Genomic DNA, 16,061 nt, shown 5'->3' on the forward strand with positions numbered 1-16,061 from the left:
AGCTATTAATACTTACAGGATTGGTTATGAAAACAGCATTAATTACGGGAATTACAGGGCAGGATGGGGCATATTTGGCAGAGCTACTTTTAGAAAAGGGCTACATTGTGCATGGTATTAAGAGGAGGGCATCCCTTTTTAATACAAACAGGATCGATCATTTGTATCAGGATCCACATGATCAAAACAGGAAACTGTTTCTACATTACGGAGATCTCACTGACTCCATGAACCTTACCAGGATAATTCAAGAAACCAAACCGGATGAAATTTATAACCTTGCCGCCATGAGTCATGTCAAGGTGAGTTTTGATACGCCGGAATATACAGCAAATGCCGATGGCATTGGGACTCTAAGGATTCTTGAAGCGGTGAGGTTATTGGGGATGGAGAAAAAAACAAGGATATACCAGGCTTCCACCTCCGAACTCTATGGTTTGGTACAAGCGGTACCTCAATCAGAATCTACCCCATTTTATCCTAGGTCGCCCTATGCGGTGGCCAAACTATACGGTTATTGGATTACTGTGAACTATAGGGAGGCCTATGGTATGTTTGCTTCTAATGGTATTTTGTTTAACCACGAGTCCCCTCTCCGGGGAGAGACCTTCGTGACTAGAAAAATCACAAGGGCTGTAGCAAAAATTGCACTAGGACTTCAGGAGGAGCTCTACATAGGCAATATGGATGCCAAGAGGGACTGGGGACATGCCAAGGATTACGTGGAGGCCATGTGGAGGATATTACAGCAAGATGTTTCTGAAGATTTTGTGATTGCCACAGGAATCACCACCAAGGTCAGGGATTTCATTAAGATGTCCTTTGAAGAAGTTGGGTTCCACCTTCGTTTCGAGGGAGAAGGAGTGAATGAAGTTGGGATCATAGAGGATATAGACTCCTCCAAATTAAGCGAAATTTGCGGGGCTGTTGAGCCAAAGGTGAAAATTGGAGATACTATAGTTAAGGTTGATCCTGCCTATTTCAGACCCACAGAAGTAGATTTACTCATAGGTGACCCTACTAAGGCTAAAACCAAGCTGGGATGGGTGCCTAAGTACGATCTGCCCATGTTAATTGAGGATATGGTTCAATCCGATGTCAGACTTTTCCAAAAAGACATTCACCTTATGAAGGGTGGGCATCAGGTTTTGAATCAAGTGGAATAAGTTTTGTGCCAAAGTTCCGCCCCAGATTTACTGACCTGCTCCACATTGTAAAGTCCAGAACTTACCTTGAGGAGCAGGTTTTTACATTCCCTTCTATTCGCTATAAAGCCTAATTAAATAACGGATAACCATTTTTTGCTCATGGATATTGAATTCTTATGCTTACTTTTGTGCCGTCTTTGTTTCAGGGTCATTTTTATTATAAAATGACCTCATTAAACATAAAATTTTTAAGCTGAGATTCCGTTTTTATGTGGGATTGATGTGGCGAAGCTGTGTGAATCCTAAATTGTTTATTGCCTAATTACATTTAAATTGAACGAAAAATAATCCATGAAATATTTGTCTTTTCAGCAATCAATAGCCCTGATAGCCCTTTTGGGCTTCTTTTTTTTAAGCTTGGTGGCATATGGACAATCCCTTCAGGACATACAAAACCTGAAGGTGGATGACCTTTCTGATGCTCAGATTGAACAAATGATCCGAAGGGCAGAGGCCTCAGGCATGAATGAGAGTCAGTTGGCGGCCATGGCTAGGGAGAGGGGAATGCCTCCTGAGGAACTCAGTAAGTTACAAAGGCGAATGGAAACGTTGAGAACAGGGGGTAGGGCGGCAGAACCCGGAACCAAGGTACAGAGTATGCCAGGACAAAGAAGGATAGAGGGTTTTGAATACGATCAGGACATTTTCGATTCCTTAAGAAAAAGAGATCCCTATTATGATCTTACCCCCAAGCAAAAGAAAATTTTTGGATTCACCTTGTTTCACAATAGACAATTGGATTTTAGTCCTAGCTTAAACCTGCCTACTCCTCAACAGTATGTATTAGGAGCGGGAGACCAGTTGTTGGTAGATATATACGGGGCTTCTCAGCAATCCTACGATCTGACGGTAACACCAGAGGGCAAGGTGCTCTTTCCAAATGTGGGTCCGGTGGAAGTTGGGGGTTCTACCGTAGAAGTAGCAACAAACAGAATCAGGAATTCATTGAGAACCATTTATTCCGGTTTGGGAGGGGAAAACCCCAATACGTTTATGCAGCTCAGAGTGGGAAACATACGTACCATTAAGGTCACATTGGCTGGAGAGTTAAGGAGGCCTGGTTCGTATGAACTGCCTTCATTTTCCACAATATTCAATGCCCTCTATGTGGCAGGTGGCCCAAATGAAAATGGAACATTCAGGGAAATTCAGGTTTACAGGGATAATAAAATGATCTCAGAGTTGGATATCTATGATTTTTTGGTCGGAGGGGATCAGTCTAAGAATCTGGTATTGAGAGATAATGACGTTATTATCGTCGGGCCTGTAAAGACGAGGGTCGAATTGGAGGGGCCGGTAAGGAGACCAGGTTTTTTCGAGATTAGAAGTTCGGAAAGCGTGGAGGACCTATTAAAATTCGCAGGAGGGTTTACCAGTCAGGCCTATAAAGCAATGATAACGGTGCGAAGGGCCATGGATAAGGAGATGAAAGTGGACAACGTGTATGCCGAACAATTCACTAATTTCCCTATCCAAGATGGAGACGTTTTCAGAGTGGGAGAAATATTGGCAAGGTATGAAAACAGGGTTCAAGTTTCTGGAGCGGTTTTCAGGCCAGGACAGTTTGCCTTGCTTCCAGACATGACTCTATCCGAACTCGTCAAAAGGGCAGATGGATTGCGGGGAGATGCATTTACAGGAAGAGCCACGCTATACAGGACCAAGGAAAACCTTACTATGGAAATTCTTTCGGTGGACATCACTGGTATTCTTGAAGGCCAGGTAGAAGACATTCCACTAAGAAGGGAAGACATTTTGAATATCCCAAGTATCTATGACATTAAGGAAGAATATTATGTGCAAATTTCCGGAGAGGTAAACAGAACGGGTGTATATCAATTCGGCGAAAACATGACAGTGGGAGATTTGGTGGTAAAATCTAAAGGTTTTAAGGAGTCTGCGACAAGCTCCAGCATAGAAATAATCCGGAGAGTGAAAGGGGATTCTAGCGGTAAGATAGCTGAGGTTATTATGGCGGATGTGGATACTAATTTGGCACTTTCGGAAGAAGATCGGGCAATAACACTGCAACCTTTTGACCACGTCTTTGTAAGGAAGAGTCCAGGGTTTCAAAGGGAGAAAATTGTGCGAGTAGAGGGGCAAGTATTTTATCCCGGTGAGTTTGCTTTGGAAAAAAACAACGAAAGGATTTCGGATGTATTACGAAGGGCAGGAGGGACCAACCAGTTTGCCTATCCCAAAGGTGCAACCCTAATCAGACGCACCGAATTTTATGATACCCCAGAAGAGGAAGAGCTGAAACTTAAGAATTTGGAATCACTGCTTCAAAACCTGGATAGGGACACCACAGTAGCTAACGCGGAGTCCGAGGAGCAACTCCTTTTGCGATTACAAAAGAGGGTTGAACTGCTGCAGTACGAACGGCGAAAAAATGAGGAGGAATATACTGAACAGAGGTCATTTGCCGAGGACAGGTACTCGTTATTGGAGGGGACGGACACCAGTGCGGTTATGGATATCGCCTTTAGAGATAAAGAGCTAATTGGCATTGACTTAGACCAAATTATCGCCAATCCTGGTTCAAAATATGATTTGATTTTGGAGGAAGGGGATGTTTTGAGTATCCCTAAAGAACTGCAAACTGTCAGGATGAGAGGTGAAGTTCTTTATCCTACTACAGCTAGGTATGACGAGTTCCGTGGCTTTAGGAACTATATTTCCAGGGCTGGGGGATATACAGAGGAGTCTAGAAGAGGAAGATCGTATGTGATATATGCCAATGGGGATGTGAAGAGGACCTCCAAGTTTTTATTTTTCAACTTCTATCCTAGTATAGAGCCTGGGGCAGAAATTGTGGTGCCGAGAAGAAGGCCAAGGCAGCCATTGCAAGCCCAAGCATTGGTAGGTATGGCCTCGACTATAACCACCCTGTTTTTACTCATTACCAGGTAGAATACCGTTTTAAAGTGAAGCTTTTGGATGATCAGAAAACAATAGGTCAATCCGCCAAAAAAGAGATATTTTGGCAGAGTCTGGAATTGATTTTTGGCAAAGGGTTTGACTACATTGTCCAGCTTGTCCTTTACAGGATTTTTTTCCGGAGGATTTTGGATTGGAAGGAATGGCGGTATTTTTTACCGGATTCATACAGGCCATGACAAGTCTTGGGCTTGGGGCTTCATTAATTCAATTGCCCCGTTTAAAAGTGAAGCCAATACACTACTAACTACTAATCTGTGTTTTTGAGTTCTTTTGTATTCAATTTAAGGGCCTATCTATTACTTTACACGCTGGTGACCCTATTTGTTGTTATGTTTTATAATGAACCTAGACTAGGAAGCCCTATTTGATAAGTTCTATTCTTAGAAGGTGTTAGTTGGCGCCATTTTGTATGGAAAAAGGAACGAAGACATAAAAAACTTGAGATCTTTACTCCCTAAATCCAAGGTATATTCTAAAAGTCTTCTTTATTCTGCTTTTGTACATCGTAACTTGAATTCATCCCTGATGGCAATAAATGAGAGGTATGGGTTAAAGAATAAAATGGACAAATACATAATTCCCTGGCGCCTTTCCATATGCCCTTGGTTGAACAAAAAAAATAGCTGCGAATTTTCCAAAACATACAAATAAGAGCAGCTGCGCTTATTCCTATAACCCAGCAGGATTAGAATATGTTTACGAAGCACAGGTGTTTTTCCAATAACAAAAATCCTGTGAGTACTGGGTCGGCGAATAATTTAATAAACATAGAATCCCAAACTGGGAGTCATGAATCTGGATAACACTTTTAATAAGGCCACCGCTGCTGCAAGGCTATATGAAGGGTATAAACTAGATAATATAGTCTTTAATTACAATGGATAGCTTTCTTAGCGTCATCATACCTACTTTTAAAGATTGGCAAAGGTTGGAATTGTGCCTGGATGCCCTAAATGTTCAAGTACTGCCAAGGGATAAGTTTGAAATAATTGTAGTCAACAACGACCCAAACCATTTATCGTCTTTGGATGGAAGGTATTTGGAAGAGGTAACCCTATTGCAAGAAGGTAAACCAGGATCATATGCTGCTAGAAATACTGGTATCAAGCACGCCAAAGGTGATATATTAGTTTTCACAGATAGTGATTGTATCCCTCAACCAAATTGGTTAAAGAACCTCTACGAGAAATTTTTACTGGATCCTGGCGTTCAACGAATTGGTGGCAAGGTGGAAATTCTGCTTTCCGACCAACCCAAGCCTTCCGAATGGTTCGATAGAATATTTGCCTTTCAACAAAAGCGAAATGTTAGTGAGGGTTTTTCTGTTACCGCCAATTTTGCATGTAGAAAAGCCCTTTTTGAGGAAAATGGGATGTTTTGGGATAACGTTTTTTCTGGAGAAGACAGAGGGTGGAACCTTAGGGTTTCACAGGCTGGTGTACCCCTTATTTATGCGGAAGATTGTGTGGTTTTACACCCTGCTCGCAGTAAAGAAGAAAGTTTGATTAAGGTAAGAAGAATCTATGGCAAAAATTACCAAAGAAAACACAAAAGTAAACCGGTCTGGCAAAGGTTGGTTAATGGGCTTTTTCAATTGAGGCCTCCCATTACCGAATGGGGGGTTGCAGCAAATAGCCCATTAATAAAAGGAAATTTCAACAAAGTTTTGTTGCTTGTTTTTATTTATCAGCGAAGGCTTACTGAATTTCAAGAACATTATAGGCTTTTATTTGGGGGTAACGAAATAAGAACTTGAAATGGTATATGAAATCGAGCCTGTCCTGACGGCAGTCAGGGCATGACGAGCAAGTCACACATTGGGACGGGGCAGGCAGGGGCAGTCTCCCGAAGCGAGTCCTCCGATCCCGATAGAATACGGGACGGGGAAGGTAGGGGCAGTCTATCCCGAAATTTGGGACAGGTTATGGCCTTTTAAAAGACAATTATAATCACTATGAATAAGAAGGATCGAACATATGCCATTTTGGCAAAGTTGAAAAGGGATAAGCAGATCTCTGTTTCTGGACTTTTCACCTTGGTAAAGGTTAGGTTAAAGGGAGTATTCATCTCTTTTTCTATCATTATGGTACTAGGAATGCTCATTTATTTCACCACTCCTAAAAGCTTTACCTCTGAATCAAAGGTGCTGAGTGAAATGGGAGGAATGAATCAAAGAATGGGAGGCGGCATGGGCTCTCTTTTGAACCTCCAAAATACCTTGGGGGGACAAATGAACAATGAACAGTTGGATCCTGAACTCTTTCCTATAATTGTGATGAGTGAAGAGTTCCTGTTGGGGTTGATAGATGATAAATACCAGTTGGATGACAAAGAGATTTCATTGATAGATTATTTTAGGGATTTCCATGAGGATGCACCTATCACAAAATTATTTGGGGGGAAAAACTTCACACCTGATTCTGATACGATTGCTGTGGGGAATTTTAATGAGGATTTCTTTACTTTGACAAAAAATGAACGAATTGTAATCAAAAATCTCCAAAACCTGTTAGAGATTACTAAAGAAGGCAGGGTCATCAATGTTATGGCTACTCTTCAAGATCCAACCTTGGCTGCGCAATTAAACCGAAACGTGATAAAAAGGTTGAGAGAGTTTGCAGCAAACTATCAAACCGACAAACAACAGCAAAACCTTGGATTCATAGAAAGCCAAACCGAAAAAGCAAAGCAAAGGTTTGAAAATGCCCAGATGACTTTAGCGAGGTACCTTGATGCTAACCGGGGGGTCAACTCACAGGTGGTACGGTCAATGGAAGATAAGCTTAGGGCGGAAAACAATTTATCGTTTGAACTTTACACCAACCTGTCTCAACAGTTAGAACAGGCAAAAATAAAATTGGAGGAAGCCAAACCGGTATTGACTGTATTTCAACGTCCTATCATCCCTATGGTCAAAAGCAAGCCAAATTTAAATTTTCATATAATTTTTTCTATATTAATAGGATTGATCACGGCTTTTATTTATTTGGTAGTTTATTATTTTATCCTTTATAATAAAATACAAAATTGAAAATATCAATAGTCATACCTGTGTATAAGGACCTTGACTCCCTAAAAACCATCCTCCCTTACTTGTTTGCCAGTATTGGCAATCAGGAGGCTGAAGTGATTGTGGTGGATAATGGAGGTGAGGTGAACAGTCACGTTAAGGATATCCCGTTTAACGATAAAATCACCTTTCTGGTAGAAGACAAATATTTGAATAGCCCTTATTCATGTAGAAATAGGGGGATTGAAGCTGCCAAGGGAGAAATTGTTGTTTTTTTAGACTCTACATGTAAACCCATAAAGAGTTGGTTAAAGGAAATATTGCATCCTTTTCATTCAAAAGATGTATTTTTGGTTGGGGGGGAAGTAAGGTTTGATGTTTATAAGAATTCTACTTCATACGAGGTTGCAGATGCAATCCGGTATGTTCAAACAAATAGCATTATTCAAAAGGGATATGCCACTACGGCAAATTTGGCAGTCAGAAAGGATCTTATTGATAAAATAGGGCTTTTCCCAGAAGGGATTAGGACTGGTGGAGATATGCAATGGACGAAACGCGCCACCAACGCAGGATATAAGCTGATATATGCCAAAAAAGCTATTGTTTTTAAAAAACCAAGGAAGAAAGAAGAAATTATCAATAAAGCGAAAAGAGTTGGAAGTGGGTTGCCTGGAATTTGGATGGAATTGAGAAGAAGTGTTTTTATCCAAAGTGCCAAGTTGATTTTTAGTGTATTTGTTCCTCCCAATCCTTTTTTGGTACTCTCTTCCATGAAGAGAAAGGGCGTTTATAGGGATCACAGGAACAAATTCATAAAGATTTATTTTGTGTACTGGAAAGTCACTGTTTTTAAGCTAATGGGTTTAGTGAAGGGCTTAAAAAATTCCTATTTATGACTGTATCTGTAATTGTTACCACTTATAACAGACCTTATTTATGTCATGAGGCTGTCAAAAGTGTGTTATCACAGCGTCAACCTCCAGATGAAATTGTGGTAGTCAATGACGGAGAGTCATTTGACCTTCTAGGATTTGAACGCAAAAATGGAATAGTTCTCAACTTCCTACAAAATGAAAATTCAATTGGCAGTAATCCATCAAGGCATAAAGGAGCTAATGCCTCATTTGGAGACATTTTAATGTTTTTGGATGACGATGACACTTGGGAACCTGACAAAATTAAGTCTCAGGTTAATCATTTTAAAAATAAAAAAATTGGGTTGGTATATTCTGGGAAGCTTATAGTTTCGAGCAATAATAGGGATAAAGTTTTATATAAGGTACCTGCCAACTTTTCTGGTGATGCATCAATAAAAATTTTAAAGGAAAACTTTATTGGATCCACCTCTTCCGTGGCCATCCGAAGAAATGTGTACTTTGAAAGTGGTGGTTTTGATCCTGAACTTCCTGCCATCCAAGATTATGATTTATGGATAAGAGCCTGTCAAATCACCGAGATCAAAGCAGATGGGGGGTTTAATTTAAGGTATACGCAACATTTGTCCGAAGGACAAATATCAAAAGACCCCAAAAAGAAAATTGAATCAATTAAGATTATCGAAAAAAAGTATAAAAGGTATTTCGAAAAATTAAATTATTTGGATAACAGAAAAAGAAGAAGTAAATATTTCTTCAATATATCTAAAATTTATAAATTAAATGAAAACAAGTTATACTTAAAATATCTTTGGAAAAGTATATTTTTATTTCCCTCTCCCAAATATTTTTCGCTGTTTTTTCCGATTGATTTTATTTATAAATTAACAGGAAGGTAGCTTTGGTACTCAATTTTAAAAAGGAGTATTCTATCAAGCAACTTATGTTGCTGTTTTTTTACATGGGTATTTTTTGCCTACCAATCGACAGTTTCCCACTTTTTCCTACAGATAACGAATATCGTCCAATTTCCTTCTTTTTTTTTATGGGTGCATTTTTCCTTTATTTAATGGAAGGAAAAATTAATTTCCATGACATTATAGTAGTTGTGTTATGCCTATTTATTGTGCTACATTCCTTATTTTCTTCCTTTTTTATTCTTGACCAGTATAGCCATCTTATCAAAAGTTTTATTACTTTAACAATTTTTATTATTGTCAGTATAGTCTCATTCAATTGCATACAATTTGGGCTTGAATATAATAGAGAGGAGTTCTTAAAAAATTTATCTATTGTTATAGTATTTAGCCTATTACTGATTTTTTTTGTAGGCTTTTTCCAAATACTTGAGATTTTTCGTCTTATACCTCGGAGTATCTCGAATTTCATAACCTTTATTTTTAGTTATAGGACTGCAAATAGATTACAGGGGGTTTCAGGGGAGCCATCCTGGATGGTAAGGTACTTGTCTCTTTTTGGTATTTTCACTTATTATTTTTATAAAGGCCCTTTAAAAACAATTATTTTAGTTTTAACAGGAATTTACTTATTGTTGTCAGGTTCTTCCTATGGATATTTGGTTTTTTTAATCTCTATTGGTGTTTACCTTGTAATTTTTAAGTTGAGCTTTAAGACCTTTGCTCTTTCAGTTTTAGGGATGATTTTTATTTTTCTGACTATTAACTGGGTGGTAAATACTAAGTCGGATAATTATACTGTACAAAGGCTTGGGAAAATTACCGTAATTTTAAAAAATCCTGAAGCCTTATTTTTGATTTTGGAAAGTGATGGTTCTATGTTCCAACGGATAATGAACCCTGTAATTGGTTTTCAAAGTGGACCAGATAGCTACTTTCTTGGATTGGGATTGGATGGGTACAGGTATATATATTCCGAAAAAATATTGAAAAACTATAAGTATGCTACTAATTTTGAAACTGTAAATAGAGCGGTTAAAGGCCAAATTTATACGACTCCGAAATCTCTTTATTCAAAATTCTATGCTGAGTTAGGTGTAGTAGTGTTTCTTTTATTTTTGGTTTTTTTATTTTACCTTTTTGTTAAAATTATCAAAGTAAAAAAAATTAACGATCAGTATTTTGGATTTCTTTCTTTGTTCTTTTCTTTTTCAATTATTTCTATTTTAAATACTGACAGTATTATCAATCACAGTTTTATATTTTCAATGTATTTCATTTCATTGTTTAGTACACACCTACAGAAATGAAAGTTTCTATTATAACACCTAGCTTTAACTCTTCCACCTTCATTAGGGAAACAGTAGATTCAGTTATTTGCCAAACTTATAAAGATTGGGAGCTAATTATTTGTGATGATGGTTCTGATGATGGCACCATAGAAATTCTCAAAAAATATGTTGCACTAGATCAAAGAATCAAACTAATTCAAAATGAAGTTAATTTTGGACCAGCTGTTTCAAGAAATAATGCAATTAAACACGCCAGTGGGGATTTCATTGCCTTTTTGGATAGTGATGATGTTTGGATGCCAGAAAAGTTGGCCATGCAGATTTCTTTTATGCTAAAAAACAACATCGCTTTTTCATTTAGTCCCTATATACGGATTACGGAAAATGGGGATTATATAAATACTATTTATGTGCCTTCAAAAGTCAATTATGATCAACTTTTAAAATCTTGTCATATTGGGTGTTTAACTGCTGTTTATTCCGTCAAAATGCTTGGTAAGGTTTATATGCCTAATATTTCAAAACGTCAAGACTTTGCACTTTGGCTTAAAATTCTTAGGATGATTCCCTTTGCCTATAGTTTTCCAGAGGTCCTTGCTAAGTATAGGGTTCGGAAAAATTCCATAAGCAATAATAAATTTAAAGCCGCAAAATACCAGTGGAAAGTTTATAGAGAAGTGGAAAATCTCGGTTTTTTTCGTTCCGTTTATTACTTTTGTTATTATTCTTTCTTGGGTTTCACAAAAACCTACTTTAGTAAATAATGAAGTTCTATTTCTTATTTATTTTTATTGTATCCTCATTTGTTGAATCTTTCGGTCAAAGTCTGCATTTGTCAAGTTTATATGAAGTAAATAGAAGAAACCAAATAATTGGGAAATTTGATAAAAACCACTCTTTTGCGTTGAGGCCAATTTTTTTTGAAAACACCTTTGATTTTATAGTTAATTCTGATTCATTAATGACTAACCACCCCACTTCAGATTTTTTTGATGTGTATCCTATAGTTTCAAATAATCAATTTAACCAGGGTCGTCCATATGGATGGGGTTATGGAATTAGTCATCCTAATGTTGGTTTTCAAAATTACTTTTCTGGAGGCATTGGGTTTCGATATAAGTTTATTAATGTGTCCTTACAACCAGAATTTAATTTTTCTGAAAACCGATCTTTTTCAGGTTACCCGGATTATTTTGAAAGGGGAGTTAATGTGGCCAGATTCAGGTATTGGAATACAGGTGATTTCCCCGAAATTTTTCATGATCAACCTCATCTTGCCTTTTGGTATGGTCAATCCAAAGTTTCACTTACTCATAAATCCTTTGAACTGGGTGTTTCTACCCAAAATATTTGGTGGGGGCCAGGTCAATTTAATTCTTTGGTGTTTAGTAATAATGCCAAGGGGTTTCCACATCTTTCATTGAATACGGTTAAACCCGTCTCCACATTTCTGGGTAACTTCGAAGGCCAAGTACTCGTTGGTAGGTTAGAAAATTCCCTTCGCCAACCTACTCAGAGTGATCAATTAAACAATGACTATTTCCGAAATTTCAATGGAGATTGGAGATACCTCAACGGGTTTACAATTACCTATAATCCCAAATGGATATCGGGTATGTTTTTGGGATTGTCAAGGGCATACCATCAGTATAATAACGATATGAGTGGCCACATTAGGGAGTATTTCCCTATTTTCGACCCATTTCAAAAAGATTCCTTTGGATTTGAACGTGACGGTGAAGGGAGGGATCAAATTGCCTCTGTTTTTATGCGATACGTTGTGCCAAATGCCCAATCTGAATTTTATTTTGAATTTGGAAGAAGAGATCATTCTTTGAATTGGAGGGAGTTTTTATTGAATCCCGAGCATGCAAGAGCCTATCTTTTGGGTTTTACTCACTTGGTGGATTTAACTGGCATGAGGCCAAAGTTACAATTCCGGGGCGAAATTACACATCAGCAAGAATCTGTAAATCGGTATATACGTTATCCTGGATTGGGCGGTAACATTACTTGGCATACTCATTGGAATGCCCGAGGTTTCGTGAATCATGGTCAGGCTTTAGGGGTAGGATCCGGAGTAGGCTCTAATGTTCAAACTTTAGAAGTCGCCTTCGTGGACAAATTCAACAAACTGGGTATTTTGATGGAAAGATTGGCCAACCACCAAGACTTCTATTTTCGCGCATTTGGTCAACAGAGGGAGCACAAACCCTGGGTGGACTTAAGTTTAGGGCTGCTGTTTAGCCACCAATGGGAAAGGTTTCTGGTTGATTCCCGTCTTCAATTTATTCATGCAAATAATTATCAATGGCAATTAAAGCCTGAATCTGAGCCCAATTTTCCAGTCGGGGTGCATAAATTTTCCGTTTTTGGTCAAATGAAACTAATATATTTAATGAATCTGGATCAATTGCGCAAATAATACCTAAATTTGAATATTCGAAACTTAAGAAAATTGATTAAACGAAAATTTTTAAACCGAAACACATCTTTTCTTTTACCTAAAATTTAAATTTCTTTTACTAAATGAAAGTATTGATAACTGGTACAGCCGGATTTATTGGCATGCACCTTGCTGAGAGGTTGTTGAATAGAGGAGACGAAGTAATTGGCATAGATAGCCTCAATGATTATTATGACGTTAATCTAAAACTGGCTCGTTTAGAAAAGACTGGCATACCCAAAACCCAAATACAAAAGGGGAAGGTTATTCAGAGCCAAAAATTCCCCAAATATCAATTTGTACAATTAAACTTGGAAGACAAGAAGTCCTTAACGGACTTGTTTGAAAGGGAACGATTTGACAAGGTTGTAAATTTAGCCGCTCAGGCTGGGGTAAGGTATTCATTGACCAACCCAGATGCCTACATACAAGCAAACATTGTTGGCTTTATCAATGTTCTTGAAGCATGTAGGAAATATGAGATTAAACATTTGGCCTATGCATCTTCTAGTTCGGTATATGGATCAAACGTAAAAATGCCTTTCTCCACAAGTGATTCAGTGGATCACCCTGTTTCCTTGTACGCGGCCTCAAAGAAATCCAATGAATTGATGGCTCATACCTACAGTCATCTTTTTGGGTTACCCACAACTGGATTGCGGTTTTTTACCGTATATGGTCCATGGGGAAGACCAGATATGGCTTTGTTTTTATTTACAAAAGCAATTAAGGAAAACAAGCCTATTGATGTATTTAATTACGGTAAGATGAAAAGGGATTTTACTTACATAGACGATATCGTAGAAGGAGTTGTCCGGGTGTTGGACCATCCTCCTACCCCAACGCCAGATTTGGACAATTCAGTAATGGATCCAAGCCTGTCTAGGGCTCCATATAAGGTGTTCAATATAGGGAATTCATCTCCAGTAGAATTGATGGATTTTATTGTAGCTATAGAAGAAGCTTTGGGTAAAGAGGCTCTGAAAAACCTTATGGAAATCCAGCCTGGAGATGTTCCGGCAACTCATGCGGATACCACACCCCTGGAAAATGAATTGGGGTATAGACCTAGCACACCGGTAAAAACTGGGGTCAAAAAATTTATCGAATGGTACAACGATTATTACCGTTAACATAAAAAATGGCAGGTTTGCATGTTATCTCCATAAAATTTTCCAAATCTGTAAATAATTGCCCATAATTGATTAATTTTGCCAAAAGCTTTCTAACATGAATATTTTTCTTTCTTTACTTACTTCCTTCTTCTTAGGATTTTTAATCACTCCAGTAGTGGTCATGGTGCTAAAAAAAATCAACATGACTGAAGTGCCTGGGGGGCGAAAAATTCATGTTGGTTATATCCCCTCCATGGGTGGGGTTGCTATCATGCTTTCAAGTTTTTTTGGACTTTTGGCATGGCTTTCCTTCGAACAGATTTTGGAAACCCGCTACTTTCTAGTTGCCTTGGCCATTATGTTTTCTGTTGGTCTTAGGGATGATTTGATTGAATTAAGTGCCGTTCAGAAACTAATAGGACAGTGTATCCCAGCATTTTTTGTGATTATTATGGCGGATATTAGGGTTTCTGGTTTTTATGGTTTCATGGGTATTTATGAATTACCCTATTTTGTAAGTGTGATTATAAGCTTTTTTGTTTTGGTAGTACTTACTAATTCCTTTAACTTGATTGATGGCTCGGACGGACTCGCTGGTACCCTTGCCGTAATTACCCTGTCCTTCCTTGGTTGGTGGTTTTACGAGGCCAATCTCATTGCTTATAGTTTAATTTCTTTTACTATCATTGGAGGGATCATTGCATTTTTGGTTTATAATTGGCATCCCGCCAAAATTTTCATGGGGGATACTGGATCCTTGAGCTTGGGATTTGCCTTAACCGTACTGGTGATTTTGTTCGTTGACAAAAATGGCACTATGGCTCCTTGGGAAGGTGCAAAAACCAGTGCCCCCATAGCTGCTGGAGCGGCTTTGATGATTATCCCTATCTATGATACATTGCGGATATTTATTAGGAGAGCCTTGAAAGGTAAATCCCCTTTTAAACCAGACAAAGGACACGTACATCACTTTTTAATTCGAATGGGGCTAAGGCACGACCAAGTAGCTTTGATATTAGGTGGGGTTAAGTGCTTGTTTATTGCGTTTGCATTTGGTGCTTTTGGAGCAAGTGATCATGTAGTGTTACCTATTATGGTGATAGCTGCCGTAAGTCTTGGGTTATGGATGGATCAGCAAACTTTAATCCATATAAAGAACAATTGCATGAATTCCCCTGCTATTTCCGAGAAGCAGGTATTTAAAGCAAAAATTATCCCCAGAAAAAAGCCAGTTATTTCTGATAAGATATTTGATAATAATAAGATAAATATGAACTGATACAGTTTCTATATAAAAAAAGGCCGACTTCTTAAAGTCGGCCTTTTTTTTGATTTAAACTTTTATTAAACATCGCAAATTTCCACCCCTTGTTTCAAAGAAGCTAATTTGTCGTCTCTTTTAGGAATAAATTCTTGTCCCACATATCCCTTATATCCGGTTTCTACAATTGCTCTCATAATGGCAGGATAATATAACTCTTGGGTTTCATCGATTTCGTTCCTTCCGGGTACACCTCCAGTATGATAGTGTGAAATATAGGGATGGAACTCCCGTATGGTTGCAATGACGTCACCCTCCATGATTTGCATATGATAAATATCATAAAGGAGCTTCATCTTCTCGGAACCTACCCCTTTGCAAACTTCGGCTCCCCAGGCAGTGTGGTCTGCTTGGTAATCCTTGTGATTGACCTTGCTGTTGAGAAGCTCCAAGCACATAATCACATCATGCTTTTCCGCAGTATCCATTACTCTTTTTAGCCCTTCTACACAGTTTACGATACCCTGTTCGTCATCCAGGCCCCTTCTGTTTCCGGAAAAACAGATGATTTGTTTATATCCTGCATCTGCTACCTTCGGGATTACTTCTTCATAACTTTTTACAAGTTCATCATGTAGTTCCGGGTTATTCCAACCGTTTTCAATCCCTTTACCGGCACCCCAAGGTAATGCACAATCTAGTCCATGCTTTTTCAATATGGGCCATTCTTCTGGTCCGGTGAGTTCAATGGATTTCAAACCAATTTCTTTGGCTGCTACGCATAAGTCCTCAAATTCAATCTCATTATAACACCACCGACATACCGAATGGTTAATATTTCCCTTTAGCTCATTAGGCAGTTGCTCTTCCGCTGCATTTATCCTATTAAAAAGTGAGGGGGCTAAAAAACCCAAAGCTGTAGTGGCCCCCACTTTCTTCATGGCTGATCTTCTTCCGTTGCTAGATTGCTTCTTCATGTATTCTGTATTGG

Annotated in this window: 12 protein-coding genes; 11 read left to right on the forward strand and 1 reads right to left on the reverse strand. The window is 38.4% G+C overall.

Translation table 11 applies throughout. The features are described 5' to 3' along the window. Positions 1-26: 26 nt before the first annotated feature. From gmd to DB520_RS07410, 11 genes are all read left to right on the forward strand, one after another. Positions 27-1,166, forward strand: coding sequence for a GDP-mannose 4,6-dehydratase (gmd, locus tag DB520_RS07350; protein WP_114749042.1), 1,140 nt, complete (start codon positions 27-29; stop codon positions 1,164-1,166). A gap of 333 nt (positions 1,167-1,499) precedes the next feature. Then, positions 1,500-4,121: an SLBB domain-containing protein gene (locus DB520_RS07355; protein ID WP_114749043.1), complete on the forward strand. Its 2,622-nt coding sequence runs from the start codon at positions 1,500-1,502 to the stop codon at positions 4,119-4,121. 907 nt (positions 4,122-5,028) lie between these two features. Next, positions 5,029-5,907: a glycosyltransferase family 2 protein gene (locus tag DB520_RS07370; RefSeq protein ID WP_114749046.1), complete on the forward strand. Its 879-nt coding sequence runs from the start codon at positions 5,029-5,031 to the stop codon at positions 5,905-5,907. 198 nt (positions 5,908-6,105) lie between these two features. Then, complete coding sequence (locus DB520_RS07375; RefSeq protein WP_114749047.1) at positions 6,106-7,182, forward strand: GumC domain-containing protein; 1,077 nt, start codon at positions 6,106-6,108, stop codon at positions 7,180-7,182. After that, complete coding sequence (locus tag DB520_RS07380) at positions 7,179-8,060, forward strand: glycosyltransferase (protein WP_114749048.1); 882 nt, start codon at positions 7,179-7,181, stop codon at positions 8,058-8,060. Before DB520_RS07375 ends, DB520_RS07380 begins: the two co-directional genes overlap by 4 nt. Next, complete coding sequence (locus DB520_RS07385; RefSeq protein WP_114749049.1) at positions 8,057-8,938, forward strand: glycosyltransferase family 2 protein; 882 nt, start codon at positions 8,057-8,059, stop codon at positions 8,936-8,938. The genes DB520_RS07380 and DB520_RS07385 overlap by 4 nt, the downstream gene beginning before the upstream one ends. 44 nt (positions 8,939-8,982) lie before the next feature. Beyond that, positions 8,983-10,266, forward strand: coding sequence for a hypothetical protein (locus DB520_RS07390; protein ID WP_157971972.1), 1,284 nt, complete (start codon positions 8,983-8,985; stop codon positions 10,264-10,266). Further along, positions 10,263-11,012 (forward strand): glycosyltransferase family 2 protein, encoded by a 750-nt coding sequence (locus DB520_RS07395; RefSeq protein ID WP_114749051.1) that lies wholly within the window; start codon positions 10,263-10,265, stop codon positions 11,010-11,012. Before DB520_RS07390 ends, DB520_RS07395 begins: the two co-directional genes overlap by 4 nt. A 365-nt stretch (positions 11,013-11,377) precedes the next feature. Beyond that, entirely contained in the window at positions 11,378-12,673 is a 1,296-nt protein-coding gene (locus tag DB520_RS07400) for a capsule assembly Wzi family protein (protein WP_232834880.1), read from the forward strand. A 104-nt stretch (positions 12,674-12,777) separates the two neighbouring features. Then, a complete protein-coding gene (locus DB520_RS07405; protein WP_114749053.1) occupies positions 12,778-13,827 on the forward strand; it encodes an NAD-dependent epimerase in 1,050 nt (349 codons plus the stop codon). 97 nt (positions 13,828-13,924) lie between these two features. Continuing rightward, positions 13,925-15,088, forward strand: coding sequence for a glycosyltransferase family 4 protein (locus DB520_RS07410; RefSeq protein ID WP_114749054.1), 1,164 nt, complete (start codon positions 13,925-13,927; stop codon positions 15,086-15,088). 65 nt (positions 15,089-15,153) lie between these two features. Here DB520_RS07410 and DB520_RS07415 read toward each other — a convergent pair whose 3' ends face one another. Further along, a complete protein-coding gene (locus DB520_RS07415) occupies positions 15,154-16,047 on the reverse strand; it encodes a hydroxypyruvate isomerase family protein (protein WP_114749055.1) in 894 nt (297 codons plus the stop codon). Positions 16,048-16,061: the final 14 nt, after the last annotated feature.

The organism is Pleomorphovibrio marinus, from assembly GCF_003347495.1.
GTDB lineage: Bacteria > Bacteroidota > Bacteroidia > Cytophagales > Cyclobacteriaceae > Pleomorphovibrio > Pleomorphovibrio marinus.

Excerpts from the sequence above, each read along its gene's own strand:
- gmd (WP_114749042.1), top strand. The coding sequence starts at position 27 with ATGAAAACAGCATTAATTACGGGAATTACAGGGCAGGATGGGGCATAT.
- DB520_RS07355 (WP_114749043.1), top strand. The coding sequence starts at position 1,500 with ATGAAATATTTGTCTTTTCAGCAATCAATAGCCCTGATAGCCCTTTTG.
- DB520_RS07370 (WP_114749046.1), top strand. The coding sequence starts at position 5,029 with ATGGATAGCTTTCTTAGCGTCATCATACCTACTTTTAAAGATTGGCAA.
- DB520_RS07375 (WP_114749047.1), top strand. The coding sequence starts at position 6,106 with ATGAATAAGAAGGATCGAACATATGCCATTTTGGCAAAGTTGAAAAGG.
- DB520_RS07385 (WP_114749049.1), top strand. The coding sequence starts at position 8,057 with ATGACTGTATCTGTAATTGTTACCACTTATAACAGACCTTATTTATGT.
- DB520_RS07390 (WP_157971972.1), top strand. The coding sequence starts at position 8,983 with ATGTTGCTGTTTTTTTACATGGGTATTTTTTGCCTACCAATCGACAGT.
- DB520_RS07395 (WP_114749051.1), top strand. The coding sequence starts at position 10,263 with ATGAAAGTTTCTATTATAACACCTAGCTTTAACTCTTCCACCTTCATT.
- DB520_RS07405 (WP_114749053.1), top strand. The coding sequence starts at position 12,778 with ATGAAAGTATTGATAACTGGTACAGCCGGATTTATTGGCATGCACCTT.
- DB520_RS07410 (WP_114749054.1), top strand. The coding sequence starts at position 13,925 with ATGAATATTTTTCTTTCTTTACTTACTTCCTTCTTCTTAGGATTTTTA.
- DB520_RS07415 (WP_114749055.1), bottom strand. The coding sequence starts at position 16,047 with ATGAAGAAGCAATCTAGCAACGGAAGAAGATCAGCCATGAAGAAAGTG.